This is a genomic window from Pigmentiphaga sp. YJ18 (assembly GCF_038066655.1).
In the GTDB taxonomy this organism is placed as follows: domain Bacteria; phylum Pseudomonadota; class Gammaproteobacteria; order Burkholderiales; family Burkholderiaceae_B; genus Pigmentiphaga.
This window is the reverse complement of record NZ_JBBUKU010000003.1, coordinates 431681-456978: the sequence shown is the minus strand read 5'-3', so window position 1 is coordinate 456978 and position 25298 is coordinate 431681. Positions and strand designations below refer to the sequence as shown.

The window sequence follows — 25298 nt, the reverse complement described above, 5'->3', positions numbered from 1 at the left end:
CCGGCACATGGTCCTGTCCGAAGTCTGCATCAAGCGGCCCGTCTTCGCGACGGTGCTGTCGCTGCTGGTCCTGCTGGTGGGCCTGATCTCGTATTCCCGCCTGACCGTGCGTGAATATCCCCAGATCGACGAACCGGTCGTGTCCGTCAGCACCGTCTACAAGGGCGCGTCGGCCGAGGTGATCGAATCCCAGATCACCAAGCCGCTCGAGGATTCCCTGTCGGGCATCGAAGGCGTGGAAGTCATGACCTCCACCAGCCGGTCCGAGCGCAGCAACATCAACGTCCGCTTCCGCCTGTCGATCTCGCCCGATTCGGCAGCGGCCGACGTGCGGGACAAGGTCGCGCGCGTGCGCGGCCGCCTGCCCGACGAGATCGACGAACCCATCATCGCCAAGGTCGAAGCCGACTCCCAGCCGGTCATGTACCTGGCCGTCGAGTCCGGATCGCTGTCGGCGATGGAAACCTCGGACTACATCAACCGCTTCATCAAGCCCCGGCTGTCCGTGCTGCCGGGCGCGGCCGAGGTGCGGGTGTTCGGCGAACGCCTGCCGGCCATGCGCATCAACGTCGATCGCGGGAAATTGGCCGCCTACCGCCTTACCGTCCAGGACGTGGAGGACGCGCTGCGCAAGCAGAACGTCGAGATCCCCTCGGGCCGGATCGAGTCCAGGGCGCGCGAGTTCTCCATCGTCGCCGCCACCAACCTGCGAACCAAGGAGCAGTTCGAGAACGTCATCATCGCCAACGTCGGCGGCTACAGCGTGCGCGTCGGCGACGTCGCCTCGGTGGGCCTGGGGCCGGTGGACGAGCGCGTGACCTCGCGCTTCAACGGCAGGCCGGCGCTGAACATCGGCGTGGTCAAGCAGTCCACGGCCAATCCGCTGGACCTGTCCAAGGCGGTGCGCGCCGAAATCGAGGAAATGAACGCCACGCTGCCCAGCGGCATGAAGCTGAACATGGCGTACGACACCTCGGTCTTCATCGAGAAGTCCATCGAGTCGGTGTTCCACACCATCGGCGAGGCCATCGTGCTGGTGGTGCTGGTGATCTTCCTGTTCCTGCGCAACCTGCGCGCCAGCCTGATCCCCATCGTCACCATTCCCGTGTCCCTGATCGGCGCCTGCACGCTCATGTATGCGTTCGGCTTCTCGATCAACACGCTCACGCTGCTGGCCATGGTGCTGGCCATCGGCCTGGTGGTGGACGACGCCATCGTCGTGCTCGAGAACATCTTCCGCCACATCGAGGAAGGCAAGTCGCGCATGCAGGCCGCGCTGCTGGGCTCGCGCGAGATCGGCTTCGCCGTCATCGCCATGACGCTGACGCTGGTCACTGTGTACGCGCCGCTGGCCTTCGCCACCGGCCGCACCGGCCGCCTGTTCATCGAGTTCGCGCTGGCCCTGGCGGGCGCCGTGCTGGTGTCGGGCTTCGTCGCGCTGACGCTCACGCCCATGATGTGCTCGCTCATGCTGCGCCACCAGGAGTCGCACGGCTGGCTGTACAACTTCATCGAAAGCGGCTTGAACGCGCTGACGCGCGGCTACCGCCGCGCGCTGTCGTTCGCGCTGGCCCATCGCGGATGGGTGGTGGTGCTGGGCCTGGCCGTGGGCGCGTGCAGCGCGCCCCTGTTCAAGACCATCAAGAGCGAGCTTTCGCCGGTGGAGGACCGCGGGGTCATCTACGGCCGTATCGTCGCGCCGCAGGGCGCCACGGTGGGCTACACCACCAGCTACCTCGAGCGCATGGAGGAGATCTACAAGGACATCCCCGAGATGGCCGCCTACCAGGCGGTGGCCGGCTTCCCGGTGGTGACCGAAGGCAACGCCGTGCTGCGGCTCAAGCCCTGGGAAGAGCGCACCCGCAGCCAGCAGGAGGTCGCGCGGTCGCTCCAGCCGAAGTTCGCCGCGCTGCCCGGCGTGCAGGCCTTCCCCTCCAATCCGCCGTCGCTGGGCCAGTCGCCCCGCTCCTCGCCCATCGAATTCGTCATCATGAGCCAGGTGTCCTATCCCGAGCTGGCTACGATGGCCGACACCTTCCTGGCCGAGCTGGCCAAGTACCCCGGCGTGCAGAACGTGCAGACCGACCTGCGCCTGAACACGCCCGAGCTGCGGGTGCAGGTCAACCGCGACAAGCTGGCCGACATCGGCGTCGATGTGGACCGCGTCGGCCGCACGCTCGAATCCATGCTGGGCGGCCGTCAGGTGACGCGCTTCAAGGACAACGGCGAGCAGTACGACGTATTGGTGCAGGTGATACCGCGCGACCGCTCCAATCCCGCCGACATCGCCGACATCTACGTGCGCTCCCGCAACGGCGAAATGGTGCAGCTCGCCAACCTGCTGTCCGTCCGCGAGGGCGTATCGCCGCAGACGCTGAACCACTTCAACCGCATGCGCGCCGTCACGATCTCGGCGTCGCTCGCGCCGGGCTACGCACTGGGCGAGGCGCTGGACGTAATGAACGGCATCGCCGCGCGCGTGTTGCCCGCCACCGCGCAGACCGACCTGAACGGCCAGTCGCGCGAGTTCCGCGATTCGTCGGGCAGCATCTACCTGGTGTTCGCGATGGCGGTGGCCTTCATCTACCTGGTGCTGGCGGCACAGTTCGAGAGCTGGCGCAATCCGTTCATCATCATGCTGTCGGTGCCACTGTCGATGACGGGCGCGCTGCTCGCGCTGTGGTTCTCGGGCGGGACGCTGTCCATCTACAGCCAGATCGGCCTGATCACGCTGGTGGGCCTGATCACCAAGCACGGGATCCTGATCGTGGAGTTCGCCAACCAGTTGCGCGACCAGGGCAAGGAACTGATCGAGGCGGTGTCCGAGGCCAGCGTGCTGCGGCTGCGGCCCATCCTGATGACGACCGGCGCGATGGTGCTGGGCGCCGTCCCGCTGGCGGTGGCCACGGGCGCGGGCGCAGAATCGCGCGTGCAGATCGGCTGGGTGATCGTGGGCGGCATGAGCCTGGGAACGGTACTGACCTTGTTCGTCGTGCCCTGCGTGTATGCGCTGGTGGCCGGCAAGCGCAAGCGTCCGCTGCCGGTGGGCGAACATCCGCTGGAGACGGATTCCCACTCCGCCCCCGTGGCGGCGGCCCCGGAATCGGTGGGCTAGGGAAGCAAGAGTCCTCGGCAACCGCTTGCGGCCGGCGGGGCCCCACCCCCCTCAGGGGCTGTTCGGAGCCGCCGCGCCAGGCAGGCAAAACGGGGAAGCAAGGGCGTGCATGTTTGAGCGCGGCAGTAGGGACAGTCCGGGGGACTGTCCCCGCGCGAGTTCACTCCCGCCCCGTTTTGCCTGCCTGGCGCGGGAAGTTTCGGCGCAGCCGAAACCGGCTACGTCAGCTCCTGAGGGGGGTGGGGCCCCGCCGGCCGCAAGCGGTTGCCGACGACTCGGCCAGCCAAATATCCTAAACTTAGGGGCCTCCGCAATTTCTCTCTGGTGCCCCCGCATGCGTTATGTCGTCCTGGATACTGAAACCACCGGCCTCGATCCGCTCCAAGGACACCGCGTCATCGAAATCGGCTGCGTGGAGATCGTCAACCGCCGGGTGACGCAGCGCCATTTCCACACCTACCTGAATCCCGACCGAGACAGCGATCCGGGCGCCCTGGAAGTGCACGGGCTGACCACCGAGTTCCTGTCCGACAAGCCCCGGTTCGAGGACAAGGTCGACGAGTTCCTGGACTTCATCCAGGACGGCCACGTCATCATCCACAACGCCGAGTTCGACATCCGCTTCCTGAATGCCGAACTGGCCCGGCTGCAGCGCGGCGGCTTCCGCGACAAGTGCGCGGGCGTCGTCGATTCGCTGATGCACGCGCGCGAACTGCACCCGGGCAAGCGCAACTCGCTGGATTCCCTGTGCGATCGCTACGGCATTTCCAATGCCCACCGGGTGCTGCACGGCGCCTTGCTGGACTCGGAGCTGCTGGCCGAGGTCTGGCTGGCCATGACGCGCGGCCAGGACAGCCTGGTGATCGACCTGGGCGATACCGGGGGGCAGGCCACGACCAGTTTCGGCGCCTTCGATACCTCGGTCTTGCAGGTGGTGCCGGTGGACGAGAGCGACCTGGCTGCCCACCAGGACTATCTGGCGGGCCTGGACAAGGAATCCAAGGGCCAGACCCTGTGGCGCAAGTGGGCGCCGCTTCCCACCGAATAAAAAAGATATGCTATAGTCATGGGCTGTCGCGATTGCGGCAGTCAAAACCGAAGGTTCTCTTCGGGCGGTTAGCTCAGTGGTAGAGCACTGCCTTCACACGGCAGGGGTCACTGGTTCGAAACCAGTACCGCCCACCAATTCCCCCCTCGTTCCCCATACCGTCTTTCCCCTCCCGGGAATGCGCTCGCGTTCGTGCGTCCGGCATCGGCTCGCGGTCAATTATTGCGTGAATAATCACGTAATTTTGATTGATTATTCACGAGTTTCTAGGTGTTTTCACCAGAATAATGGCTGAATTTATTGACTTGTTCAGCTATTGATAAATAATAAGACCGTGAAAATTCACCAAATTTCAAGTGAGCCGGCAGTTCCAGGCTTCTGAGTCGCACCTTTGTTTCGACGTGGAGCAATCATGAGAGCGATGCGAGCACTACCCCTGGCCGTCTGTCTGATCGTTGCAACCGTACCCAAGCTTGCCCATGCGGCAGAGGTCGTGCTGAAGGCGGTAAGCGCCTTTCAAGAGGGCACCTACTTTTCCAGGAACTTCGAGCGTTTCGTGAAGAAGGTCAACGAGGAAGGCAAGGGCATCGTCCGGATCGAGTACATAGGCGGACCCAAGGCGATTCCGACCATGGAGCAGGGGGCCGCGCTGCGCAACGGGGTGATCGATCTGGCCAACACCACGGCCACGTTCACGGCAAGCATCGTTCCGGAGGGACTGGCGCTGAATTACGCGACCCTGCCTTTCTCGGAAATCCGCAAGAACGGCAGCCTCGACTATCTCAACTCGATCATGCGGCAGAAGGGGCTGTACTACTTCGCGCGTACCGGCGATCGCATTCCCTATCACATCTATCTGAACAAGAAGATAGACAAGCCCGATCTCTCCGGTCTGAAGATCCGGATCACGCCCATCTTCCGGGACTTCTTCGTCAAGCTGGGAGCGGGGGTCGTCCAGATGGCGCCGGGCGAGGTCTACACCGGCCTGGAGCGCGGGGTGGTGGATGGCTACGGCTGGCCCGCGATCGGCATCTTCGACCTGGGCTGGCAGGAAAGGACGAAGTATCGATTGGAGCCCGGTTTCTACACGCTCGAGCTGGGCATCCAGTTCAGCGCCCGGCGGTGGGACAGCCTGACCCAGGAGCAGCGCGACTTCCTGCAAAAGCAGGTGGCCTGGCTGGAGAAGATGTCCCTGGACGCATCGCTGCGCGACGCGGCCGCCGATATCAAGAAGCAGTCCGAGGCCGGCATACAGCCCATCAGGCTGTCCGACGCGGATTCGGCGGCTTTCCTGGCCAAGTCGCAGGAAGCGGGCTGGGCGACGGTGTTGAGCGCCAGTCCCAAGCACGGGCCCAAGCTGCGCCAGATGATGGCGCCCTGAAAGCGGCAAGGGGCGACCGTGAAAATCTATGTGTGGATCTTGAATGCGTTCGGCCTGGTCGCCGGATTGCTGCTGGGCGGCATGGTCATCCTGGTCAGCTACGACGTCGTCGCCCGCAACCTGGGGATGCCGTCGTTCGCGGGGGCCATGGACGTTACCGAGCACCTGCTGCCGGTGGCCACGTGCATTGCCGCGCCATGGCTCATGTACAACCGCCAGCATATCCGCCTGGATGTGCTCAATGCGCTGTCCGAGCGGATCCGCTTCGCCATCTTCCGGGTCGCGGCGGTGATCGGCTGCGTCGTCAGCACCGTGATCGCCTACTACTCGATCGCCGTGATGCTGGATGCGTACGAGGCGGAAGCGGTCGTCATGAAGAGCATCGTCTTTCCCGAGTGGTTCATCTACATTCCCTTTCCCGCGTGCTTCGCGCTGCTGGCCATCGAGTGCGGCAGGCAGGCCGTGGTGGGGGAACGGACGAGTGACGAGGGCAGCGATTCGATACTCAAGCCGGAGAGCGTGCTATGAACTGGTGGGAGAGTCTCACGCTGTTGTTCGGGCTGCTATCCGTACTGCTGCTGGTCGGGGTGCCGGCCGGGTTCGCCTTCCTTGCGATCAACCTGGTCGGTGCGCTGGTCTATCTCGGCGGTGTGCCGGGCATGATGATGGTGGTGCGCAACGGCGTCGCGTCGGTCACCAGCTTTTCGCTCACGCCCATTCCCTTTTTCCTGCTGATGGGCGAGGTGCTGTTCCATACCGGCCTGGCCATGAAGGCCATCGATGCGTTCGACCGGGCGGTGCGCCGTGTTCCGGCCAGGCTGTCCATCGTGGCCGTCGTGGCCGGCACGGTGTTCTCCGCCATCTCGGGGGCAACCGTGGCCACCACCGCGCTGCTCGGCAGCCTCCTGCTGCCGGAGATGCTCAGGCGCGGCTACCATCCCCGCATGGCCATGGGGCCCATCATGGCCATCGGCGCGGTGGACATGCTGATACCGCCATCGGCGCTGACCGTGCTGTTGGGTAGCCTGGCCAATATCTCGATCTCGGGACTGTTGCTGGCGGGTGTCCTGCCGGGCCTGCTGCTGTCGGCGATCTTCGTGCTGTACATCGTCGTGCGTGCAAAGATGAATCCCGAGCTCGCGCCTAGCTTCGTCCGGGAAGAGGTAGCGGGTTGGGAGCGGTGGCGTCCCCTGATCGTGCACGTGACGCCGCTGGTTTCCATCTTCGCGGTGGTCGTCGCCTCGATGACCGCCGGATGGGCAACGCCAACGGAGTCCGCCGCGCTGGGGGCGTTGTGCACCGTGCTCGTGTGCGCGCTGTACGGCAGCCTGTCGTGGCGCATGCTGGTCAAGGCGCTGACCGGCACGGCCGCCATCAGCGGCATGATTCTCTTCATCATCATCGGCGCCACGACGTTCTCGCAGATCCTGGCGTTCTCCGGCGCGACCAACGGCCTGGTCGGCCTGGTCCAGGGATCGGGCCTGTCGAGCTGGCTCGTGCTGGCCGTCATGATGGGCATACTCCTGGTGCTGGGATGCTTCGTCGACCAGATCAGCATGATGCTGATGACCCTGCCGTTCTTCATGCCCCTGGTGGCGCACTTCGGATGGGATCCGCTGTGGTTCGGCGTCATGTACCTGATATGCATGCAGCTCGGCCTGCTGACCCCGCCGTTCGGCATGCTGCTCTTCACCATGCGCAGCGTGGCCCCGGCCCACATCCGCACCACGGATATCTTTGCGGCGGCCGTGCCCTACGTGCTGTTCGGCCTGCTGATGCTGTTCATGGTCATGCTCGTGCCGGACATCGCCACCGGGCTGCCGCGTTGGTTGATGGCGAGGTAGGGCCCGGGATTCAACAAGCGAGTGGCGCACCGCCACGTCGGAGGAAAAGATCTTGATACCCGCTCCAGACAAGCAGGAACGAAGAGGAACGCCGGAAGCGGAGCTGTTCCATGTCGCCGACTGGCCCATGCACTACATGCTGGCCATCGACCGCCAGCACGTCCACAACATGGCGAAGATACTCAAGCCGTTCGATTGCTCGCCGTTGATGTGGCGGGTGGTCAGCGTGCTTTCCGACCAGGACGGGCGCAGCGTGGCCGAGTTGGCCGAGACCACCGTCATCGAGCGCTCCAACCTGAGCCGCCTGCTCGATGCCATGGAGGAAGACGGCCTTGTCACGCGGTCCCACGGGGTCGAGGACAAGCGCCAGACCATGGTCTACGTGACGACGAAGGGGCGCAGCCTGTTCGAACGGTCGCTGCCGGCGGTGCTGGGCTACTACCAGATATTCCTGGCCGATATTTCCCCACCGGAAATGACGGTCCTGATGAAGGTGATCCGGACGATCAAGCGCAACGTCATGGAGTTCGACGCCCGGCCCGACGAGGATGAAGCGCCATGACCCGCCCCGAGAGCATCGCGGCGCCGGCGGCGGTCCGCAACGTATTGTTCATCATGTGCGACCAGCTGCGCGCCGATTATCTGGGCTGCTATGGCCATCCGTCGATCCGGACCCCCAACATCGATGCCCTGGCGTCGCAAGGCGTGCGATTCACGCGGGCCTATTGCTCGGCGCCGACGTGCGGCCCGTCGCGCATGTCCTTCTATACCGGGCGCTCGATGACCTCGCACGGCGCCATCTGGAATTTCATGCCGCTGTCGATCGGGCAGCCGACGATCGGGGATTGGCTGCGGCCCCGCGGGGTGGAAGTGGCGTTGGCCGGCAAGACGCATTTCGCGCCGGACCTGGACGGCCTGCGACGCGTGGGCGCGCAGGTGCCGCCGGCGGCACCGGTGCTCGAGGGCGGCTTCCTGGTGGTCGACCGCTACGAGGGACATGCCAATCCGGGGCCCGAGCATCCCTATACGAAGTACCTCAGGGCCGCGGGATACGACGTGGCCGATCCCTGGTCGGATTTCGTGATCGCCGGTGAAGACGAAGCGGGCCGTCCGGCCAGCGGCTGGGAGATGCGCAATGCGCACTACGCCGCCCGGGTCGACGAGCGGCATTCCGAGACGGCCTACACCACGAATGTGGCGATCGACTTCATCCGCCGCCAGCAGGGGCGTCCGTGGCTGCTGCATGTCAGCTACATCAAGCCCCACTGGCCGTACATCGCTCCCAGTCCCTATCACGCCATGTATGGCCCGGAGGACTGCCTGCCGGCATGCCGCGACGACGCGGAGCGCGACGATCCGCATCCCGTCTATGGCGCCTATCTGCGGCACGGCGAGTCGTCGGCGTTCTCGCAGGAAAAGGTGGCATCGCACGTCAAGCCCACCTACATGGGCCTGGTCACGCAGATCGACGACCATCTCGGCCGGCTGCTCGAAGCGCTGCGCGCCATCGGCCAGTACGAGGACACGCTGATCGTCTTCACGTCCGACCATGGGGACTACCTGGGCGATCACTGGCTGGGCGACAAGGATCTTTTCCATGATCCCTCGGCCCGCATCCCCCTCATCATGGTCGATCCCCGGGCCAGGCCCGACACCCGGGGCTTGAACGTGGACCGGCCGGTCGAGTCCATCGATTTCCTGGCGACGGTGGTCGATGCGTTCGAGGTGCCCGGCACCGACCACGTGATCGAAGGCATGTCGCTGCTGCCCTTTTCGCGCGGGGGCTCCGGCGCGCCGTGGCGGTTCGCCGCGGTCAGCGAGCTGGACTATGCCTTCCGCGAGGCCCGGGTCCTGCTGGGCCGTGACGCCCGCCGCTGCCGGGGCTACATGGTCAGGAGCGATCGCTGGAAGTACATCTACTGGGAAGGGTTCGCGCCTCAGCTCTTCGACATGCAGGAAGACCCGATGGAGTTCCGGGACGTCGCGGCGAACCCCGGCCATACCGGCGTTCTCGCCCTGCACAAGGAGTACCTGTTCGACTGGCTGCGGCACCGCAAGACCAGCCTGACCGTTCCGTCCACGCGCATCGTCGTCTCGCGGGACACCATCGAGCCGGCGCACGGTATCCGGATCGGTGTCTGGTAGGCCGGCCCCAGGCCGGCGTTTCATCGGTAATCAAAGGAGACGGTATGGAAAAAGATCAGATCCACGGCTGCCGGCGCTGCGACGCAGCATCGAAACCGGGACGCCAGTCCCGCCATGACAGACTCGGCATTGTCCTTTCCCCGCACCCGGGAAAGAATGGGCTACCCGGACGCGCGCCGCGCGCCGGTTCCAAGAAGGAGGTCGTATGAAAGGCTCCATTGTCGGCGGCTACCTCGCCCCGCATCCCCCACACCTGGTCTACGGCGAGAATCCCCCCCAGAACGAACCACGTTCCCAAGGCGGCTGGGAGCCGCTGCGGTGGGCGTACGAAAAGGCCCGGGCCTCGCTCGAAGCGCTCAAGCCGGATGTCCTGCTGGTCCATTCGCCCCACTGGATGACCCAGGTCGGCCATCACTTCCTGGGCGTGCCGCACCTGAGCGGAAAATCGGTCGACCCCATTTTCCCCAACCTGTTCCGCTACAGCTTCGAGCTGGACGTCGACGTCGAACTGGCCGAGGCCTGCTGCGAAGAGGCGCGAGAGGCCGGGCTGGTGGCGAAGATGATGCGCAACCCCAATTTCCGGGTCGACTACGGCACCATCACCACGCTGCACATGATGCGGCCGCAGTGGGACATCCCCATCGTGGGCCTGTCCGCCAACAATTCGCCGTACTACCTGAATACCAAGGAAGGCTTGCAGGAGATGGACCTCCTGGGCAAGGCCACGCGCCGCGCCATCGAACGCACCGGCCGGCGTGCCGTGCTGCTGGCCTCCAACACGCTGTCGCACTGGCATTTCCACGAGGAACCGGAGCTGCCGGAGGACATGACGCGGGAACACCCCGAGCGCTTCGACGGCTACAAGTGGGACGTGCGCGTCATCGACATGCTGCGCCGGGGCGAGGTGGACGAGTACTTCAAGCTGCAGCCCCAGTTCATCGACGAGGCCTTCGCCGAAGTGAAGTCCGGCGCCTTCACCTGGATGTTCGCGGCCATGGGATACCCCAACATTCCCGGCGAACTGCATGGCTACGGCACGGTGATCGGCACCGGCAATGCCGTGATGGAATGGAACCTGGTCGAGGCCGGACTGGCCGATGCGCCGGCGAAGGCCGCGGCCTGATACCGGCAACCCTGAAGAGAGAAAAGACATGCCCATAGCAAGCGCATTTCTGGTGCCGGGAACGCCGCTGCCGCTGCTGCGGCGGGACAATCCTCCCTGGGAGGCCATCGCCCGCGGCTATGAAGCCGCGGGGCAGGCGCTGGCCGCAAGCAAGCCCGACGTGGCGCTGATCTATTCCACGCAATGGATCGCCGTGCTGGACCAGTTGTGGCAGACGCGCGGCCGCATCCAGGGCTCGCACGTGGACGAGAACTGGCACGAGTATGGCGAACTGCCGTTCGACCTTCGCGTCGATACCGACCTGGCGAAGGCGTGTATCGCGTCCACGGCGCAGATCGGCGTGCGATCGCGCGAAGTGGACTACGACGCCTTCCCCATCGACACGGGCAGCATCGTTGCCACGCATTTCCTGTTGCGGGGACTGGACATCCCGGTGGTGCTGACGTCCAACAACCTCTATCACGACGGGCAGACCACCGAAAACCTGGGCCGCCTGGCCGCCCAGGCGGCGGATGCGCAAGGCAAGCGCATCGCGGTGATCGGCGTCGGCGGCCTATCGGGTTCGAGTTTCCGCCAGGACATCGACATCGCCACCGACCACATCGTCAACGACGAAGAAGACCGCGCCAACCGCGAGATGCTGGCGCTGCTGGAGCGCGGCGACGTGGCCGAGGTACGGGAGAAGGCGCCCGACTACGCGCAGTCCGCCCGGGCCGACATGGGCTTCAAGCATCTCTACTGGGTGCTGGGAGCGCTGGGAGGGCAGTACAAGAAGGCCCGCACCCATGCCTACGGCCCGGCCTTCGGCAGCGGCGCGGCGGTCGTCGAGTTCCAGCACTAGGGCTATGCCCGGCCTCTCGCGGCATGCCGCGAGGGGCTTTCATGCAGCGAGTCCCCTCATGGCATCTTCTTCATCCGCGGTCGTGTCCGGCCGCGCGGCTCCGCTCGGCCGCTACCCGCATTTCCGGCGGGCCGGTCCCTTCCTGTTCGTGTCCGGGACCAGCTCGCGCCGGCCGGACAACACCCATGCCGGCGTCGAGATCCTGCCGGACGGCGTCCGCCTGGACATCCGCGAGCAGACCCGCGCGGTCATCCAGAACATCGCCGCCATTCTGCAGGAGGCGGGAGCGAGCCTGTCCGATCTGGTCGAGGTGTCCACGTTCCTGGTCGACATGGATGACTTCGCCGGCTACAACGAGGTCTACAACGAGTTCTTCGGCTACGACGGCCCCGCGCGCACGACGGTGGCCGTGCGCCAACTGCCCCATCCCAACCTGCTGATCGAAATCAAGGCCGTGGCCTACGCGCCGCTGGACTAGGAGCAACGGGGCGCGGTGCCGTCGCGCAGCCAGGCCGAGACCTTCCGCACCCACGGGTGGGCCGGGTCCGCCAGTCCCAGCGCCGTGTCGAAATGGCCGTGCTCCGGATAAACCTCGCTCGTCACGCCCGAGGGCTGGCGCGCCAGAGTCTGGGCGGCCAGCAGGTTGCTGGCGATGATGCGCGGAAAATCGCGTTCGCCATGGCTCAGGAAAAAGGGCGTGCGGTTGCCTTCCATCTGGTGCAGGGGGCTGGCCGCCGGCGCATCTTCCGCCTGGGCCAGGAAGACCTCGTAGATGCGCGCTTCTCCGCTGCCCGGTTCGGGCGCGTCGAAGACGAGGTTCAACTGCGAGCTGACGGGAAAGCAGGCCTTGATCGTATCGGGCGGCAGGCCGGCCCGCCGGAGCAGGTCGTGCCTGAGCGTCGCCAGCGCGTACAGGTGCCCGCCGGCCGAATGCCCGCCCACGTGGATGCGATCCGGGCTGCCGCCGTAGTCCGAAATATGGTCGTGGACCCAGCGCAGGGCGGCCACGCAATCGTCCAGCGGAGCGGGAAACCGGACGCCGGGCGCGAGCCGGTACGAGACCGAGACGAAGATGGCCGGCGTAGCGACGATGGCGGGCGCCATCAACCCCATCCATTCCTTGTAGCCATGGCTCCAGGCGCCGCCGTGCGCGAACACCAGCACGGGCAGGCCGTCCAGTGGCTGGTCGGGCTGGTAGACGTCCACCTTCTGCCAGTAGTCGCTGCCGTAGGGCAGGTCCAGCACGCAGCGGGTGCGTCCCGCCGCTTCCCGCGATAGCGCCAGCGCCTGCCGGGCGTAGGTCTCGGCTTCCTCGGGATAGATGGGGGATTGGGCGGGCAGGTCGTCAAAAGCCATGGGATCGTCCAGGATGGGTCACTTGGGAACGAAGCGCGTGGTGAACGCGGCGGGCGGAACGCTGTCCAGGAAGCCGGCGCCCATGACCTCGTTGGACAGGCGCGCGAAGTTCCCCAGGTAGCGGATGTACTCGTCGTTCCAGGTCAGCACGTAGTCGGCGTTCACCCGTTCCTGCAGGATGCGCACGTTGTTGGCGTCGAAGCCGAACTGCTTGCCGTAGGCGACGAATACCTCGGGATGCGTCTTCACGTAGTTCACCGACTCGATCCAGGCGCGGACGAAATTGGCCAGCGCCTCGGGACGGGCCTTCATGAAATCGTCATTGGTCGCATAGCCGGTCCAGAGGAAGTCCTCGCCTACCTTCTCCTTGTAGACGTCGGCCAGGTTGCCGATGGAGCGGAACTTGCCCGAGGCGATTGCCTTGGCCGCCAGCGGATCGAACAGCAGGGCGGCCGAGATCTCCCCCTTTTCCAGCAACGAGGGCAGGAGGCCGGGGCCGGCATACTGCAATTGGCCACCGGTGCCCGGGTCATAGCCGAAATACTTGCTGGTCAGTACCCGCAGCAGCACCGTCGCGGTGCCGGCCGCGCCCGCGTACGAGCCGATGCGCTTGCCCTTGAGGTCGGCCAGCGAACGGATGGGGGAATCCTTGGCGACGAGCACGTCCAGCGAAGCGCCGCGGCCCACCGGATACAGCATCGTCACCGGCACGCCCTTGCTGCGGAATTGGGCGAAGGCCGTCCAGCCGCCGAAGCCGACGTCGACCTGCTTGCCGCGTATCGCGGTGAACAGGCCGTCCAGGGTGGGGTAGACCGAGTACTCCACCTTGAGTCCGTACTTCTTGTCGATGCCCTGGGACACCATGACCCCGGAGGCGATGCCGTTGACCGACTGCGCCAGGTCGCCCAGCCGGATCGTGACCGGTTCGGCGGCCTGCGCGGCCGGATACCAGGTTGCCGCGGCGAGCAGGGCCAGACGGCAAAGTCGAATTGCGAGCGATTTCCACATGCCAGTTCCTTGACGAAGATGATGGGCCGGCCGAGCCGGCGGATACGCCCGGAGCTAGGGCGTGGCAGGCGCCGCGGCTTCCGCGACTTCGAGAAACAGCTTCACCACCCTGCGGTTGATCTCGAAGATCTCGGGGTCGTCGTAGTCCCGCGGCCGGGCTACGTCTATGGGTATTTCCTGCTGCACTTCGCCCTGGGACATCATCAGGATGCGGTCCGACAGGAACGAGGCCTCGTACGAGTTGTGGGTCACGAAGATGATGGTCTTGCCGGTGTCGCGCCAGATGTCCAGCAGGTCCACGCGCAGCCGCCGCGCGGTCAGCTCGTCCAGCCCGCTGAAGGGTTCGTCCATCAGCAGCACGTCGGGTTCGACACACAGCGCGCGCACCAGCGCCAGGCGCTGGCACATGCCGCCCGACATCTGGTGGGGGTAGTGGCCGCGGAACGCATCCAGCCGCGTGAGGTGGAAGTGGCGGTCCTTCAGCTCGGCCCGGCGCGCGGCGGGAATGCGGCAGCTGCGCATGGCGAAGTCCACGTTCTGTTCCGCGGTCAGCCACGGCAGCAGGCGGGGTTCCTGGAACAGATAGCCGATGCGCAGCGGCGGCTTGCCCGCCTTGAACTTGCGGCCGCCCACGTCGATTTCGCCGCTGTAGCGGGGATCGAGGCCGGACAGGATGTTCAGGAAGGTGGACTTGCCGCACCCCGACGGGCCCAGGATGCAGATGAACTCGTTCCTGTGCACAACGAGGTCCAGGCCCTTGAGGACGCGCAGCGGCGCCGCGCCGTCGCGGCCCGGGAATTCCTTGACCAGGTTGCGGACGGAGAAGACGACATCGTTCATAGTTCCACCCTCGGGCGCCAGGAGAAGAGTCGATGCTCGATCGGCTTGAGAATCGCCAGTTCGATGATCAGCATCACGATGGTGAACAGCAGCGTCCACGCCAGCACCTGGGGCATGTCCGCGAGCTGGTACCAGTAGAAGAGCTGGAAGCCGACGCCGTTGGGGCGGCCGATGAGTTCGACCAGCACGGCGATCTTCCAGATGATCCCCAGGCCGAAACGCACCGAGGCCATCACATAGGGCAGTACCTGGGGCAGGACCACGCGCCGGAAGACGGTCCAGCGATCGGCTTCGAACACGCGGGCCATCGCCACCAGCCGGGTGTCGATGTTCTTGACCCCTTCCCACAGGTTGATGGCGATCGAGGGAGCGGCGGTGATGCCGATGGCCACGATGGTGGCCGCCTCGTTCAGCCCCAGCCAGATGAAGCACACCAGCGCGTAGCAGAGGCTGGGGACGGTCAGGCCCACCATCACCCACAGGTCCAGGGCTCGCTCGACCTGCCGGTACAGGCCCATCAGCACGCCGATGGGCACGCCTATCAGCAGCGCCAGCGCGAGGCCGGCGGTCACCCGGGCCAGCGTCATCCACAGGTGGACCAGGACGTTGCCGGCGGCGATGTTCTCCACCAGCGTCTGGAGCGTTAGCAAGGGGCCGGGCAGCACCGAGGCCGTGAAGGCCAGGGACAGCAGCCACCACAGCGCGATCGCCGCGGCGACGGAAACAAGCCTAATCATCATGGGGTTCCTTGGGAGGTCAGGGTGCGATGCCGCGGCTGGCGGACCCCGGCCTTGGCCAGGGCGTGCCCGGCCAGTTCCTCGGCGCGGTCCAGCAGGGCGGTTTCGTCGATCCGGGTCAGGCGGCGGCCCCGCATCAGCCATTCCCCGTCCACCATGGCATCGCGCACGTCCGTGCCCCGCGCGCTGAAGACCAGGGCCGCTTCGAGATCGAAGGCCGGCACCAGGTGGGGCTGGCGCAGGTCGAGCGTGATGAGGTCCGCCTGCTTGCCGCTTTCCAGCGAACCCGTCCGGCGATCCAGGCCGAGCGCGCGCGCCCCTTCGATGGTCGCCATGCGCAGCGCCCGCCGCGCGTCCAGCGCATGGGGATCTCCCGCCGCGGTCTTGGCGGTCGCACAGGCGTACTTCATGCTCTCGAACAGGTCCTGGCCGCAGTTCGCGGCGGGTCCGTTGGTGGCGAGCCCGCAGTTGATGCCGGCTTCGAGGAATGGCGTCAGGGCGGGAAATCCCGTGCCCCAGAAGAGCCGGGTCTGCGGATCGAGAACGACCGAGGTGCCGGTCTCGGCCAGCAGCGCGATCTCGTTGGGGGAAAGGTCCGACACGCCCACCGCCTGCACGTCGGGGCCGAGACAGCCGGTTTCGTGCAGCAGTTCGACGTTGCGCACCGGCCGGCCGTAGTGGCGCTCGATGATGCGGTTGAACTCGCGCGACTCGGCCACGTGCATGTGCAGGCTAATCCCCAGTTCCGTGGCGAGCGCCCGACTGGCGCGCAGCATGGATTCGTCCAGCGTCCACGGCAGCAGCGGGCCGAAGGACAGCCCCAGGCGCCCCTGGGCACGGCCGTGCCAGCGCGCATGCAGGCTGCGCACCCGCTGCGCCTGCTGCGCCGGTGTCTCGACGAATGCCGGATCGAAATGGATCGCCTCGAAGGCACGGGCCACCACGCCGCGAACACCCGTGCCTTCCATGGCGGCGAAGGCGCTGTCTTCCGGCGACACCGAGTCCGACCGGGGGGCGAACAGGTTTTCCACCAGCGTCGTGTTGCCATTCTTCAGGTTCTCGACGCAACCCAGCGTCTGCGCCGCCAGCATGGCCTCGGCATCCAGCGCGCGCATCAGCGGCATCTGCAGGTCCAGCCAGGACAGCAGGTCGGTATTCGTCGCCAGCGTGCGGCCGAAGATCATGCACAGATGCGTGTGGCAGTTGACGAGGCCCGGCATGACCACGTGGCCGGCGGCATCGTGGCGTCGCGCCTCGAGGTCGCGGGGCAGGCCTTCCCGGGGGCCGACATACGCCAGGCGGGAGTCCTCGACCAGCACGCAGCCGCGCTCGTGGATGTCGCCGGCCTGGTTCATGGTCAGGACCACGCCGTTCTCTATCAGTATCCGTGTCATGGCAACTCCGATGGGTCAGGCGGCGGAGGCGCGGCGGGACTGCGTGGCCGAGGCCGCGTCGCTGATGTGGCGCGCGGCGGCCACCACGTGCAGCACGGCCTGTTTCAGCACCTTGTCCTGGAGGCGGAAGGCCGGCGCGGCAAGGGTGATGGCGCCGATCAGCGAACCGGATGGAAAGAAGGCGGGGGCCGATACGCTGCGCACGCCGGCCTCGATCTCGCCATCGCTGATGGCATAGCCCTGCTCGCGTATGGCCGCCAGGGACCGCTCCAGCGCCTGCGGGTCGAAAGGCTTGCCCCCGGGCCGCGCCGCGCGCAGGCGCGGCAGCACGCGCGCGCGTTCCTGTTCTTCCAGGTAGGCCAGGTGGACCTTGGCCGATGAACCCAGGTGCAGCGGCACGTTGCGGACCGGATCGACCGAGACCCGGACGGCTTGCCGGCTTTCCAATGCCACCGTGCAGATGACGCGATCGCCGATGCGCGTGGTGAAGAGCACCGTTTCACCGCTCGTCAGGGCCAGCTCGTGTACGAAGGGCTCGGCGATGGAGGCCGAGGTGCTGGGATCCTCGCAACTGCGCACGAGATTGACGAAGGCGGATCCCAGGCGATAGTTGCCCGCTCCGTCCACGTCCTCGATCAGGCCGCGTTCGCGCAGGATCTGCAGGTAGCGGTAAGTGGAGCTGCGCGAGGTCCCGAACTCCCGGGCGATGGCTTGCGCGGAATGGACGGCGCCAGGGGTGACGAACGACAGCCAGATGTCGATGATGCGTTCGAACGACGGGTAATGCTCCACACCTTCTGCCTGGATCGCCATGATCGCTCCCTGCTGAGTCCGGCTATATCGGACAAGGTGTGTCTCATTATAGGAATGCGTTTTCGTCCCTCAACGGCCAGTCCAGCCATGAGGGAATCCGGTGCTCCTATGAGGGAAACTCCCAGGCTCTAGGCCCGTCGCTGCGATCCGATCGTGGCTACCCAAGCCACGCACCAGCCGATCGCGATGCCCAGGCTGTCCGCGAACAGGTCCGCCCATTCCGCTGACCGGTCGGGTGTCATGGATTGCAGGATCTCGATCAGCGCGCCATAGGCCAGGAGGCCCAGCAGGCGCGGCCACGCGGGGCCGGGATAGGCGAAGCGCGCCAGCGCGGCCAGCACGCCGAAGCCCAGCAGGTGATTGGTCTTGTCCCACCCCGTGGTGGGCAGGGGAGTGGCGGAAGGCAGGAGGGATAGCGCGAGTATCCCCAGCAGGGCCGCCCAGAACAGCGGTTTCCATCCGCCGAAGGCGGTCAGGCGTAGATTCATCGGTGTCCGAAGTAGGCGAAGGGCGGGGAAGCTTCCCCGCCCGCCATTATCGCCGTGCTTCGAGAACGCCCGGTGTCAGTTCGTTTCTTTTTCCAGCAGGTGCCGGTAGATCAGTCCGCCGATCGCGCCGCCGACCAGCGGCACGAGCCAGAATACCCACAGCTGTTCCAGCGCCCAGCTGCCCTGGTACACGGCCACGCCGGTGCTGCGGGCGGGGTTGACCGAGGTGTTGGTGACCGGGATGCTGATCAGGTGGATGAGGGTGAGCGTCAGGCCGATGGCCAGCGGCGCCATGCCGGCGGGCGCGCGCTTGTCGGTCGCGCCGTGGATCACGATCAGGAAGAAGGCCGTCAGCACCAGTTCGCAGACGACCGCCGCGGCCAGCGTATAGCCGCCGGGGGAGTGTTCGCCGTAGCCGTTGGAGGCGAAGCCGGCGCTGGCATCGAAGCCCGCCTTGCCGCTGGCGATCAGGTACAGGACCCCGCCGGCGGCGAGGCCGCCCACGACCTGGGCGATGATGTAGGGCACGGCGTCCTTGGCCGGGAGACGGCCGCCGGCGACCAGGCCTACCGTGACCGCCGGGTTGAAGTGCCCGCCGGAGATGTGTCCGACCGCGTAGGCCATGGTTACCACCGTCAGGCCGAAGGCCAGCGCGACGCCGGCGAATCCTATGCCCAGCTCCGGAAACGCCGCGGCCAGGACCGCGCTGCCGCAGCCACCCAATACCAGCCAGAACGTACCCAGGAATTCCGCGCAAAGCTTTTTGCTCATATATCCCCCATGTCGTGCAATGGTCGAGTAGCACGCGGAGCATGCTCCCACTGCGTTTCGTGCGCAATCGCGCCGTGATTCTATGAGGCATTTGCGCAACGCATGGCGCGGTGTTTGGGTTTGTTTAGCGTGCGGCCGTCAGGAGGCGGGCGCGGTCTCCATGGCCTGGAGGGCGTCGAGCACGTTGCGCTCGGTGCCGCCGATGTGACGGCGCAGCAGTTCGACCGCGCGGTCGGTGTCGCGCGCCAGCACCGCGTCGACGATGCGCTGGTGTTCGTCGTTCTTGCTGCGGTCGGTCTGTCGGTGGCGGGCCGAGAAGCGGCGGAAACGCTCCGCCTGGTCGAACAGGTTCTCGACCAGCCCCAGCAGCAGCGGCGAACTGCAAGCCGAATAGATGCCCAGGTGCAGGGATCGATGGCGGTCGGACCAGTCGTCGTCCAGCACCACGGGGCCGGACGCCAGGCGCTTTTCGACCAGGGCCAGGTTGTGGTGGGCCGCCACGACCCGGCCTTCCCAGAGGTCGTCGCCGTGTTCGATGGCGTCGCGCAGGGTCTCGGTTTCGATCATCAGCCGCAGGCGGGTCAGGTCGCGCATCGCGTCGGCATGGATGGGCGCGACGCGAAAGCCGCGGTTCTCCAGCGTCCGGACCAATCCCTGCTGCACCAGCCGGCTCAGGGCTTCCCGCAGCGGACTGCTGCTGAGCCCGAAGCGACGTTGCAGTTCTTCCACGCGCAGGCGCTGTCCCGGCTCGAAGTCGCCGCGCACGATGGCCCGGCGCAGGGCGAGATAAGCCTGCTCGGTCAGCGGCAGCGCCTCGGCGGCGGGGGTCTCCTGGATCATGCGGCGACTATGCCAGAAACGGATGTTGCGCACAAACCGAGTTTTATGCACAATAAATAAAAATATGCATAAAAAAGGAGCATGCATGCGATTCGTTTCTTTCCTCAGGAATGGGCGGGCCGGCTACGGCGTGGTCAAGGACGGCGGCATCGTGGAGCTGGGGGGGCGGCTGGACGCTCCCGACCTGCGCACGCTGCTGGCGCGCGGCATGCAGGATCAGGCCCGGGCGCTGTCGGCGCGGCTGGCGGCGGATTGCTCGCTGGCCGAGGTCCAGTTGATGCCCGTCATTCCCGAGCCCAGCAAGATCATCTGCGTGGGCATCAACTACGTGGCCCATGCCGCCGAGGCCGGCCGCACGGTCGGCAAGCATCCGGTCATCTTCCACCGGTTCGCCGACACTCTGATCGGCGCCGGGCAGCCGCTCCGGCGGCCCCGCGTGTCGGACCAGTTCGACTACGAGGGCGAACTGGCCGTGGTGATCGGCAAGGGCGGACGTCATATCGCGCCCGGCGACGCCATGTCCCATGTCGCGGGCTACACCATCTTCAACGACGCGTCGGTGCGCGACTGGCAGTTCCACACCCATCAATACGGCATGGGCAAGAACTTCGCCGCCAGCGGGCCGCTCGGTCCCTGGATGGTGACGGCCGACGAGATCGCCGACTACCGCGAGCTGGAGCTGCGCACCTACGTGAACGGCGAACAAGTCCAGGAAGGCCGGCTCGACGAGCTCGCCTTCGACATTCCCCATCTGATCGCCTATGTCTCGCAGGCGCTGCCCTGGAATCCGGGCGACATCCTGGCGACCGGCACGCCCAGCGGCATAGGCTTCAAGCGCACGCCGCCGCTGTTGCTCAAGCAGGGGGACAGCGTGCGCATCGAAGTGACCCGGATCGGAGAACTGGTGAACCCGGTCATGGACGAGTAGCGCCCCCGGGGCGCCGTCCGCGCAGCCGGCGCCCGATCCATTCCTACAAGAACCAGGAGGAGACATCATGCGCATGTGGAGATGGGTGGCGGCGGGCGCTTGCCTGGCCGCCGCGGGGACCGCGCACGCCGGCGATTTCCCGCAGCCGGGGCAGGCCGTGCGCATCGTGCATGGCTACGCGGCGGGCGGCAACGCCGACATCATTTCCCGGGTGGTCGGCCAGGAGCTGTCCAGGAACCTGGGCGTACCCGTCGTGATCGAGCCGCGCACGGGCGCGGGCGGCAACATCGCCTCGCAGTCGGTGGCGAAGTCGGCGCCCGACGGCCATACGCTGGTCATGCTCATGGGCGGCCACAGCGTGGCAGGCGCGCTGAGCGACAAGCTGGGCTTCGATCCGGTCAACGATTTCTCGATGATCTCGACCGTGATGGATTTTCCGTTCTTCATCATGGTCAAGCGCGATGCGCCTTACCGGAACATGGACGACCTGCTGCAAGCGATGAAGCGGCGCAGCGGCGGCGTCACGTACGGATCGGCCGGCGTGGGCACGACCCAGCACCTGACGGGCGAACTGCTGGCCGCGCAGGCGGGCGTGCCGCTGCTGCACGTACCCTATCGCGGCGGCGCCGCGGCGCTGACCGGCATGCTGGGCGGAGAAGTGGATTTCGTCATCGACACGGCCACCGTGGCCGTGCCGCAGCTCAAGGCCGGGACCGTACGTGTGCTGGCCGTCACCAGCCGCGAGCGCTGGAGTGGCCTGAAGGACGTGCCGACGCTGGACGAGTCGGGCTTCGCGGGTTTCGACGTCAGTTCGTGGGCGGGCCTGGCCGCGCCGGCCAGGACGCCGGCCGCCGTGGTGGACCGCCTGAACGCCGAGTTGCGCAAGGCGCTGGCGGCGCCCGAGGTGCAGTCCCGGCTGGAACAGATGGGCGGCGCGGTCGCGCCAAGTTCCCCGGATGCGATGAAGCGCCGCATCGCCGGCGAGATCGACCGCTACCTGGCCGTGGCCAGGGACAAGAACATACCCCGGCTCTAAACTGCGGCCACTTCTAGACTCCAAGGCATGGAACCGTGAAACTCGTACAGATCCACCAGCCCGGCGGGCCCGACGCGCTCGTCATCGCCAACGTGCCGGCGCCCGTGCCCGGGCCGGGCCAGGTCCGCGTCGCGGCGCGCGCCATCGGCGTGGGCCGCCCCGACGTGCTGATGCGCAACGGCACCTATAAATGGATGCCGCCGCTGCCGGCGACGCCGGGGGGCGAGATGGCCGGCGTGATCGACGCGGTGGGCGAAGGCGTCGCGCCGGAACTGGCCGGCCGGCGCGTGCTGGTCAGCGCGCGGGAACTGGTCCAGCGCGGCGGCTGCTATGCCGAAGCGATCTGCGTGCCGGCCGATGCGCCGTTCGAACTGCCGGCGGCGATCTCCTTCGAGGCCGCGCTCAGCCTGCCCAATTTCCTGATGGCCGATGCGCTGCTGAATCGCTGCAACCCCGGTGTACGGGCGCGCCGCGTCCTGCTGACCGGCGCCGCCGGCGGCGTGGCCTCGGCCGTGATCCAGCTGGCCCGGCTGCAGGGCAGCGAGGTCATCGGCGTGGTCAGTTCCGACGAGAAGGCGGCCTTCGCCACCGCCATGGGGGCCGCGCACGTGATCGATCGCCTGCGGGAGTCCATCCCGGAGCGCGTCATGGCGCTGACCGGCGGCGAAGGCGTGGACCTGGCCCTGGATCACATCGGCGCGGGCATCCTGGTGGACTGCCTGCACGCGCTGGCTCCCTTCGGCATGGCTGTGTCCTACAACATCGTGGGCGGACCGCCGCAGCCGGAGATTTTCGGGGAGCTGCGCAAGCTGGTGGGCCGCAGCCTGGCCTTGCGCTGTTTCTCCATCCATAGCTTCGACCACGATCGCGCCACGCGGCGCGCCGCCACGGAAGGCCTGATCGGCCTGTTGGCCGAAGGGCGCATCACGCCGCCCGCGGCCACCCGCATGCCGCTGGACGCCGTCCGGGATGCCCATCGCATCCTCGACGCCGGCGAAACCATAGGCAAGATCATCCTGATCCCCTGACACCCTAGGAATCCTCATGCCGCTCGTTGCCGTTCGCAAGACCCAGTTGTCCATCGAAACCATCCTGCACGAACGCGGCCCCGCGGCGGCGACGCCGCTGCGGGTGGGCACGGCGCTGGCCGTGGTCGCCAACCCCTACGCAGGCCGCTACGAGCCCGACCTGCTGCCCTTCATGCAGGCGCTGCGCGAGCTGGGGCGCGACCTGTCGCGCCAGTTGGCCGACGCGTTGGGCGGGGCCGCGAACGTGCAAGCCTATGGCAAGGGCGCGATCGTGGGCGAGGATGGTGAACTGGAACACGGCGCCGTCTGGCACGAGGCGGGAGGCTGGGCCATGCGCGAAGTGCTGGGCGAGCGCAAGGCCATCGTGCCCGCCGCCAAGACCATCGGCCACGCGGGAACGCGGCTGATGATCCCGCTGGGCCATACCCAGGCAGCCTTCGTGCGCAGCCATTTCGGCGTGGCCGAGATGACCCTGTGGGATGCACCGCGGCGCGACGAGATCCTGTTCGGCCTGGCGATGGCCACGGGAGGGCGCGTCCATGCGCGGCTGGGCGGGCTGGCTGCCCGGGACGTACAGGGCCACGACGGCCTGCGCTGACGATGGACGGATAAGGGAGAAACCCATGGCGGTATCGGCATTGCCCAGCTTGTCCCATTTCGGCATCTACGTGCACGACGTGGAGCGCATGGTGGCTTTCTACACGCGGGTGTTCGGCCTGAAGGAGACCGACCGGGGCGAGGGATCCACGTTCCGCAACACCCTGGTCTTCCTGAGCGCGCGGCCCGAGCAGCACCATCAGCTCGTGCTGGCATCGGGCCGGCCCGCGGACGCCACCTTCAGCACCGTGATGCAGATGTCGTTCAAGGTGCCGGCCATCGACGACCTGCGGCGCATCCACCGCGATGCCCTGGCCCAGGGCGCGACCGGCATGCGCGGCCTGAACCACGGCAACGCGCTGTCCATCTATTTTTCGGACATCGAGGGCAATACCGTCGAGGTCTATATGGATACTCCCTACCACGTGGCCCAGCCGCATGGCGATCCGCTCGACCTGGACCTGCCCGATTCCGTGCTGCTGGAGCAGACCGAACGCCTGTGCCGGCAGGACCCGACCTTCATGCCGCGCGAGGAATGGGAGCGTCGCTTCGTCGCGTCGCTTGGCTAGGCCGCGGGCCCGGGTGTCAATGCTGGCAGCCGGGGTATTACCTTATGGGAAGGAGGGGCAGGCTACTATGGCGGCCATCTGCAATACCGCACGTTCCAGGAGCGAAACATGCCCCAAGCCCCCATGCGCCTTCCCGTCTATATGGACTACAGCGCCACGACGCCGGTCGATCCGCGCGTCGTCGACGCCATGGTGCCCTATCTGTACGAGAAGTTCGGCAATCCCGCCTCGCGCAGCCACGCCTATGGCTGGGAGGCCGAGGAAGCGGTCGAGGCCGCGCGCGGCCACGTCGCGGCGCTGCTGAACGCCGATCCGCGCGAGATCGTCTGGACCTCGGGCGCCACCGAAGGCAACAACCTCGCCATCAAGGGCGCGGCGAATTTCTACGCCGAGCGCGGCAAACACATCATTACCGTCAAGACCGAGCACAAGGCGGTCCTGGACACCTTCCGCGAACTCGAGCGCCAGGGCTTCGAGGCCACCTACCTGGACGTGGACGAGGACGGCCTGCTGCCGCTCGAGCGCCTGGAGGCGGCCATCCGCCCCGACACCATCCTGGTCTCGGTCATGCTGGTCAACAACGAGATCGGCGTGATCCAGGACGTGGAAGCCATCGGCAAGCTCTGTCGCGAGCGCGGCGTGCTGTATCACTGCGACGCCGTGCAGGGCGCGGGCAAGGTACCCATCGATGTCCAGTCCTTCCCGGTCGACCTGTTGACGGTGACCGCGCACAAGCTCTACGGCCCCAAGGGCATCGGCGCCCTGTACGTGCGGCGCAAGCCGCGGGTGCGCATCGAGGCGCAGATGCACGGCGGCGGCCACGAGCGCGGCATGCGCTCGGGCACGCTGGCCACGCATCAGATCGTCGGCATGGGCGAAGCCTTCCGCCTGGCCAGGCTGGAAATGCAGCTGGAGTCGGCGCGCGTCGGCAAGCTGCGCGACCGGCTGCTGGCGGGACTGTCCGAGATGCAGGAAGTCTATGTGAACGGCAGCCTCGAACACCGCGTGCCGCACAACCTCAACATGAGCTTCAACTTCGTCGAAGGCGAGTCGCTCATCATGGCGATCAAGGACGTCGCCGTCTCGTCGGGGTCGGCCTGCACCTCGGCGTCGCTGGAGCCTTCCTTCGTGCTGCGCGCCCTGGGCCGCAGCGACGAACTGGCACACAGCTCCATCCGCTTCACGCTGGGCCGCTTCACCACCGAGCAGGAAGTCGATTTCGTCGTCGATCTGATCAAGGGCAAGGTCGCCAAGCTGCGCGAGCTCAGCCCGCTGTGGGAGATGTACCAGGACGGCGTGGACCTGAGCACCATCCAGTGGGCCGCCCACTAAGGGACGAGACCGGAACGGCGGGGCCGCCGTTTCGCGTGCCGAAATAACCGAAGAAAGCCCGTCA

Annotated in this window: 25 protein-coding genes and 1 tRNA gene; 17 read left to right on the top strand and 9 right to left on the bottom strand. The window is 66.6% G+C overall.

The genetic code is table 11. The features are described from left to right. The first annotated feature begins 7 nt into the window (after positions 1–7). From WKR98_RS21965 to WKR98_RS21915, 11 genes are all read left to right on the top strand, one after another. Entirely contained in the window at positions 8–3115 is a 3108-nt protein-coding gene (locus WKR98_RS21965) for an efflux RND transporter permease subunit (RefSeq protein ID WP_124690920.1), read from the top strand. Between the two features lie 334 nt (positions 3116–3449). Next, a complete protein-coding gene (gene dnaQ, locus WKR98_RS21960) occupies positions 3450–4163 on the top strand; it encodes a DNA polymerase III subunit epsilon (protein WP_124690919.1) in 714 nt (237 codons plus the stop codon). 62 nt (positions 4164–4225) lie between these two features. Further along, positions 4226–4300, top strand: a tRNA-Val gene (locus WKR98_RS21955). Between the two features lie 284 nt (positions 4301–4584). Then, complete coding sequence (gene dctP / locus WKR98_RS21950) at positions 4585–5544, top strand: TRAP transporter substrate-binding protein DctP (protein WP_161567909.1); 960 nt, start codon at positions 4585–4587, stop codon at positions 5542–5544. A gap of 18 nt (positions 5545–5562) precedes the next feature. Further along, positions 5563–6072 carry a TRAP transporter small permease gene (locus WKR98_RS21945; RefSeq protein ID WP_124690917.1) on the top strand — a complete coding sequence of 170 codons (510 nt, stop codon included), beginning with the start codon at positions 5563–5565 and terminating at the stop codon, positions 6070–6072. After that, entirely contained in the window at positions 6069–7388 is a 1320-nt protein-coding gene (locus tag WKR98_RS21940) for a TRAP transporter large permease (RefSeq protein WP_124690916.1), read from the top strand. The genes WKR98_RS21945 and WKR98_RS21940 overlap by 4 nt, the downstream gene beginning before the upstream one ends. Before the next feature lie 52 nt (positions 7389–7440). Beyond that, positions 7441–7950: a MarR family winged helix-turn-helix transcriptional regulator gene (locus tag WKR98_RS21935; RefSeq protein ID WP_124690915.1), complete on the top strand. Its 510-nt coding sequence runs from the start codon at positions 7441–7443 to the stop codon at positions 7948–7950. Then, entirely contained in the window at positions 7947–9533 is a 1587-nt protein-coding gene (locus WKR98_RS21930) for a sulfatase-like hydrolase/transferase (RefSeq protein WP_341434664.1), read from the top strand. Before WKR98_RS21935 ends, WKR98_RS21930 begins: the two co-directional genes overlap by 4 nt. Before the next feature lie 205 nt (positions 9534–9738). Continuing rightward, complete coding sequence (locus WKR98_RS21925) at positions 9739–10656, top strand: DODA-type extradiol aromatic ring-opening family dioxygenase (protein ID WP_124690913.1); 918 nt, start codon at positions 9739–9741, stop codon at positions 10654–10656. A 28-nt stretch (positions 10657–10684) separates the two neighbouring features. Further along, positions 10685–11497, top strand: a complete 813-nt coding sequence (locus WKR98_RS21920; RefSeq protein WP_124690912.1) for a DODA-type extradiol aromatic ring-opening family dioxygenase — start codon at positions 10685–10687, stop codon at positions 11495–11497. A 58-nt stretch (positions 11498–11555) separates the two neighbouring features. Further along, positions 11556–11975, top strand: a complete 420-nt coding sequence (locus WKR98_RS21915) for a RidA family protein (protein ID WP_124690911.1) — start codon at positions 11556–11558, stop codon at positions 11973–11975. Here the strand turns inward: WKR98_RS21915 and WKR98_RS21910 are convergent. From WKR98_RS21910 to WKR98_RS21870, 9 genes are all read right to left on the bottom strand, one after another. Beyond that, on the bottom strand, positions 11972–12853 hold the full coding sequence (locus tag WKR98_RS21910) for an alpha/beta hydrolase (RefSeq protein ID WP_124690910.1): 882 nt from the start codon (positions 12851–12853) through the stop codon (positions 11972–11974). The two genes, WKR98_RS21915 and WKR98_RS21910, sit on opposite strands and share 4 nt — an antisense overlap. Before the next feature lie 18 nt (positions 12854–12871). Then, positions 12872–13861 carry an ABC transporter substrate-binding protein gene (locus WKR98_RS21905; protein ID WP_124690909.1) on the bottom strand — a complete coding sequence of 330 codons (990 nt, stop codon included), beginning with the start codon at positions 13859–13861 and terminating at the stop codon, positions 12872–12874. A gap of 54 nt (positions 13862–13915) precedes the next feature. Further along, positions 13916–14701 (bottom strand): ABC transporter ATP-binding protein, encoded by a 786-nt coding sequence (locus WKR98_RS21900; protein WP_124690908.1) that lies wholly within the window; start codon positions 14699–14701, stop codon positions 13916–13918. Continuing rightward, positions 14698–15441: an ABC transporter permease gene (locus WKR98_RS21895; protein WP_161567908.1), complete on the bottom strand. Its 744-nt coding sequence runs from the start codon at positions 15439–15441 to the stop codon at positions 14698–14700. Before WKR98_RS21895 ends, WKR98_RS21900 begins: the two co-directional genes overlap by 4 nt. Then, positions 15438–16832, bottom strand: a complete 1395-nt coding sequence (locus tag WKR98_RS21890) for an amidohydrolase family protein (RefSeq protein ID WP_124690906.1) — start codon at positions 16830–16832, stop codon at positions 15438–15440. Before WKR98_RS21890 ends, WKR98_RS21895 begins: the two co-directional genes overlap by 4 nt. Before the next feature lie 15 nt (positions 16833–16847). Then, positions 16848–17645 carry an IclR family transcriptional regulator gene (locus WKR98_RS21885; RefSeq protein ID WP_124690905.1) on the bottom strand — a complete coding sequence of 266 codons (798 nt, stop codon included), beginning with the start codon at positions 17643–17645 and terminating at the stop codon, positions 16848–16850. 128 nt (positions 17646–17773) lie between these two features. Then, on the bottom strand, positions 17774–18133 hold the full coding sequence (locus tag WKR98_RS21880) for a VanZ family protein (RefSeq protein ID WP_124690904.1): 360 nt from the start codon (positions 18131–18133) through the stop codon (positions 17774–17776). Positions 18134–18208: 75 nt separating this feature from the next. Next, complete coding sequence (aqpZ, locus tag WKR98_RS21875) at positions 18209–18904, bottom strand: aquaporin Z (RefSeq protein WP_124690903.1); 696 nt, start codon at positions 18902–18904, stop codon at positions 18209–18211. Positions 18905–19042: 138 nt separating this feature from the next. Beyond that, complete coding sequence (locus tag WKR98_RS21870; protein ID WP_124690902.1) at positions 19043–19744, bottom strand: GntR family transcriptional regulator; 702 nt, start codon at positions 19742–19744, stop codon at positions 19043–19045. 85 nt (positions 19745–19829) lie between these two features. On the opposite strand from WKR98_RS21870, the gene WKR98_RS21865 reads away from it, so the two are divergent. The 6 genes from WKR98_RS21865 to WKR98_RS21840 all read left to right on the top strand — a co-directional run bounded on the left by WKR98_RS21865 (position 19830) and on the right by WKR98_RS21840 (position 25234). Beyond that, on the top strand, positions 19830–20672 hold the full coding sequence (locus WKR98_RS21865) for a fumarylacetoacetate hydrolase family protein (RefSeq protein ID WP_124690901.1): 843 nt from the start codon (positions 19830–19832) through the stop codon (positions 20670–20672). Between the two features lie 67 nt (positions 20673–20739). Beyond that, entirely contained in the window at positions 20740–21708 is a 969-nt protein-coding gene (locus tag WKR98_RS21860) for a tripartite tricarboxylate transporter substrate binding protein (RefSeq protein ID WP_341434663.1), read from the top strand. Between the two features lie 35 nt (positions 21709–21743). Further along, positions 21744–22736 (top strand): zinc-dependent alcohol dehydrogenase family protein, encoded by a 993-nt coding sequence (locus WKR98_RS21855; RefSeq protein WP_341434662.1) that lies wholly within the window; start codon positions 21744–21746, stop codon positions 22734–22736. 16 nt (positions 22737–22752) lie between these two features. Further along, positions 22753–23334 carry an amino acid synthesis family protein gene (locus WKR98_RS21850; protein WP_341434661.1) on the top strand — a complete coding sequence of 194 codons (582 nt, stop codon included), beginning with the start codon at positions 22753–22755 and terminating at the stop codon, positions 23332–23334. A gap of 25 nt (positions 23335–23359) precedes the next feature. Then, positions 23360–23902, top strand: a complete 543-nt coding sequence (locus WKR98_RS21845; RefSeq protein WP_124690898.1) for a VOC family protein — start codon at positions 23360–23362, stop codon at positions 23900–23902. Between the two features lie 108 nt (positions 23903–24010). Next, entirely contained in the window at positions 24011–25234 is a 1224-nt protein-coding gene (locus WKR98_RS21840) for an IscS subfamily cysteine desulfurase (protein WP_305037037.1), read from the top strand. Positions 25235–25298 lie beyond the last annotated feature (64 nt).